Raw genomic sequence first — 3,367 nt, forward strand, 5'->3', positions numbered from 1 at the left:
GGGCCGCCGCACGGGCCGCCGCACGGGCCGCCGCATGGGACGCCGCAGGGGCGAATCTCGAACCCACGGTTCTCGCGCTGCAAGCCAGCGCGCACGAACTGTTCTCGCGAATGATCGACGCGGAGTAAGCCATGCACCGCCATACCGAGCCGGGAATCGTGGTCGAGATATCGAAGGAAGGGCTTCGGCGCGCGTACCGCGATAACGCCGCCCTGCTGCGCTCGTCGCGGCTGCACGAGGTCGCTGCAGCGTGCGCATGCGTTGCCGGGACGGTGCTCATCGTCGCGTGGTTTGTGGATTCACTTGCAAGGGGATTGTCGTGAGCGGATGGATTGACTACTCCACCGAGAAGCCTGCCACGGCCGGCGCTTATGAATGGCGCGTGCCGAGTGTCGCGCTACCCGGCGAGATCGTGATTGTTGCCGCCCATATTCGAATGCGTGGTGCTGGATACAGCGATGTCCTGTCGCCAGTCTTTGACTACTGGGACGGCTACCGCGTGCATGTGCCGGAAGGATTGCAATGGCGCGAGACGGTAGAGCACAAGAACATCAAGAGCTACGAGCAGAAGTTGCTTGGCATTGAAGGTCTTGAGCATTGCGCCTGCCTCTATTGCGGACAGGTGCCGGCGCTCCATGCCGTCCAAGGTGGGCGCGACGGTGGCGTCATAGTCGGCTGTGCTCCCCATCGTCTGAATAGATGGTGGCTGCAATGCTGCTCGTGGGGCAAAACCCCGCACCTCGCCAATCCGCGAGACATCGAAAACATGCGCCTTAGGGCGATTGCGCGCGCTAAGGAGTATGCGTCGAAATGAAGCGCTTCGCCAAAGGCATCGCCCAACTGATTCTGATCTGGCTGGCCATCGTCGCATCATTCGGGGCGGCCGGCGCTGTGCTCTATCTCATGGGCGAGGCTCCGGTCATCACTCACATAGGGAGTTTCGCGTGAGCGAATCAACCGATTGACGTTTAACCACTAACGCCCGGCTGAGTCTCGGGCATCGGAGAAATCATGAGCAACATCATCGTCAGCAACATGACCACGACGCTCGCGTCGAAATTGGCGCAGCGTTTTGGTCTGGAAGCAAATCCGGAAGTGCTCGATATCTTGAAGGCAACCGCTTTCAAAGGACAAGTTTCGGACGCGCAAATGAGCGCCCTCCTCGTCGTCGCGACGCAATACAGCCTGAACCCTTTCACAAAGGAAATCTATGCTTTCCAGGATAAAAACAACGGCATCATCCCGGTGGTCGGCGTCGATGGTTGGGCGAGGATTATCAACGAGAACCCGCAATTCGACGGCATGGAGTTCACCCAGGATGACCAACAGTGCACGTGCACGATCTACCGGAAAGACCGCTCGCGCCCGGTTTCCGTAACCGAGTACATGGCCGAGTGCAAACGCGGCACTGGCCCATGGCAATCACACCCAAAACGAATGCTCCGGCATAAGGCCATGATCCAGTGCGCGCGCATGGCCTTTGGATACACCGGCATTTACGACCAGGACGAAGCCGAGCGCATTGTCGATATGGGACCAGTGCAAGAGGTTCGCAAGTCGGCCGTCGAAACCGCCGCTGCGGCTCGCCCGACCGCCGAAAGAACCGAGCGCCACATGGAGCTCATTGGTGAGTTGGAGTTCATCGCCAAGGAAGGCGGCCAGGAAGCGTTAGCGAAGGCTTGGAGCGGCGCGCCGTTGCCCAATGGGGATGCGCTCACGGCTCACGATCGCAAGGCCATAGGCGCGGCGGAATTGGCCCGGTTGAAGGAAATCGCCGGGGCCGAAGACGTGACTCCGAACGAGGATGAAAGCCATGAGTGACGTGATCGAGCAGCGTACCGACGCTTGGCGACTCGCACGGGCCGGGAAGATCACGGCGTCGCGCTTCGCTGACGTGATCGACGTGACAAAGGCAGGCAAGCCGACGGCCGCACGCGGGAAGTACATGCGCGAGATCGTCTTCGAGCGCCTTGCCCAGGCGCCGCGGCACGAAGTCGGAGGCCACGCCCTGCGCTGGGGTTCGGATATCGAATCATTTGCGCGCGAGGCATTCGAGCTCGAAACCGGACTGATCGTGCTGCCGGGGCAGTTTGTGACGCACCCCGAGTATCCGTTCATCGGCGCGTCGCCCGATGGTTTGATCGGCGCCGACGGCGGATACGAGTCCAAATGCCCGATGGATGAGGCCGTGCATATCAACACGTGGCTGTGCGGAATGCCGGATGAGCACAAGCCGCAAGTTCAAGGCTGCATGTTCGTCACCGGGCGGCAATGGTGGGAATTCGTCTCATACGACCCGCGAGTCGCTGAGCGATTCCGCCTTTATCGCCAGCGCGTCGAGCGCGACAACGAATTCATCGAAAAGGTGCTCTTGCCCGGCCTCCTCCAATTCGAGAAAGAGGCTCAGGAAATGATCGCCCAATTGGAGTCGAAGGCAGCATGAGAACTTTCGTCCTGCGCGAGAAGGAACACGCTCAAAGCCTCGTTTCGTACTTGAAGCAGCACGCGGGCCCGCAGGCGCGCGCAGGACGGCCGCTCGTCGTTACGGTTGCCGAGCACAAGCAGAAGCGATCGGGCGAGCAGAACGCGCGCTATTGGGCGTTGTTATCGGAGATCGCAGAACAGGTTCAAGTCAGCGGCAAGTACTTCGACCGAGACGTATGGCACGAGTGGATGAAGGATCGATTCGGGCCGAAGATCGACGGCCCAACCGGGCTTCTTCCATCGAGCACATCTCAGATGAATACCGAGCAGTTCAACCAGTACATGACCCAGGTCGAATCGTTCGCCGTGCAGGAATTGGGCGTCGAGTTCGCAGCCATCTAACGCAGGAGAGCCCATGTTCCGCCTCGAAAACCAACTCACGAAGATCGTTTCCGCCACGAACGTCGCCGAGAAGCACGGCAAGGATCGCGTCGCCGCAATCAGCGTCGGCTTCTATCTCGTCGGCCCCGGCGATCTGCTCGACTACTTCGATCCGACGCTGCGCGGCACGTTCTATCGCAAGCCGCAGCCGGCGCCCGGCGAACTGCCGATGGAGCACGATGGCCTGACCGAGCTGCGTTTCCCGTTCATGCGCGACTTCGCGTGGAGCCGTAAATACGCCGGCTACCTGCTGCGCATCCACATCGGCGCGAGCGGCGCAGAGGACGTGCTGCTGGCCGAATGCGGCCTCAAGGACATTCGCTTCACGACGCAGGAAGGCGGCAGCGTCGGCGTGCATTTCAAGGTGACGGCGCACCCGAAGGATGAGGTGGATCACGGAAGAATCGCCACGCGCTTGCAGCAAGAGGTGTTCATCACCCTCACGCCGCCGGAGAACTACGTCGAGCCGGGGCTGTTCGGCGACGCGCCGGGGCAAGACGAG

At 61.0% G+C, this 3,367-nt stretch carries 7 protein-coding genes; all 7 read left to right on the forward strand.

Features of this window, described 5'->3' with window-relative positions:
- Positions 1 to 131 precede the first annotated feature (131 nt).
- Complete coding sequence (locus ACTHN9_RS03895) at positions 132 to 323, forward strand: hypothetical protein (protein ID WP_440535434.1); 192 nt, start codon at positions 132 to 134, stop codon at positions 321 to 323.
- Complete coding sequence (locus tag ACTHN9_RS03900) at positions 320 to 814, forward strand: hypothetical protein (RefSeq protein WP_440535435.1); 495 nt, start codon at positions 320 to 322, stop codon at positions 812 to 814. Before ACTHN9_RS03895 ends, ACTHN9_RS03900 begins: the two co-directional genes overlap by 4 nt.
- On the forward strand, positions 811 to 948 hold the full coding sequence (locus ACTHN9_RS03905) for a hypothetical protein (protein WP_440535436.1): 138 nt from the start codon (positions 811 to 813) through the stop codon (positions 946 to 948). The genes ACTHN9_RS03900 and ACTHN9_RS03905 overlap by 4 nt, the downstream gene beginning before the upstream one ends.
- A gap of 63 nt (positions 949 to 1,011) precedes the next feature.
- The gene (gene bet, locus ACTHN9_RS03910) at positions 1,012 to 1,821 is read left to right on the forward strand and encodes a phage recombination protein Bet (RefSeq protein WP_440535437.1); all 810 of its coding nucleotides are present in this window, start codon (positions 1,012 to 1,014) and stop codon (positions 1,819 to 1,821) included.
- Positions 1,814 to 2,443, forward strand: a complete 630-nt coding sequence (locus ACTHN9_RS03915) for a lambda exonuclease family protein (RefSeq protein WP_440535438.1) — start codon at positions 1,814 to 1,816, stop codon at positions 2,441 to 2,443. The genes bet and ACTHN9_RS03915 overlap by 8 nt, the downstream gene beginning before the upstream one ends.
- Entirely contained in the window at positions 2,440 to 2,826 is a 387-nt protein-coding gene (locus ACTHN9_RS03920; RefSeq protein ID WP_440535439.1) for a recombination protein NinB, read from the forward strand. The genes ACTHN9_RS03915 and ACTHN9_RS03920 overlap by 4 nt, the downstream gene beginning before the upstream one ends.
- A gap of 13 nt (positions 2,827 to 2,839) precedes the next feature.
- A partial coding sequence (locus ACTHN9_RS03925) for a hypothetical protein (RefSeq protein WP_440535440.1) occupies positions 2,840 to 3,367 on the forward strand: 528 nt, incomplete at its 3' end.

Source organism: Trinickia sp., from assembly GCF_051953405.1.
In the GTDB taxonomy this organism is placed as follows: domain Bacteria; phylum Pseudomonadota; class Gammaproteobacteria; order Burkholderiales; family Burkholderiaceae; genus Trinickia.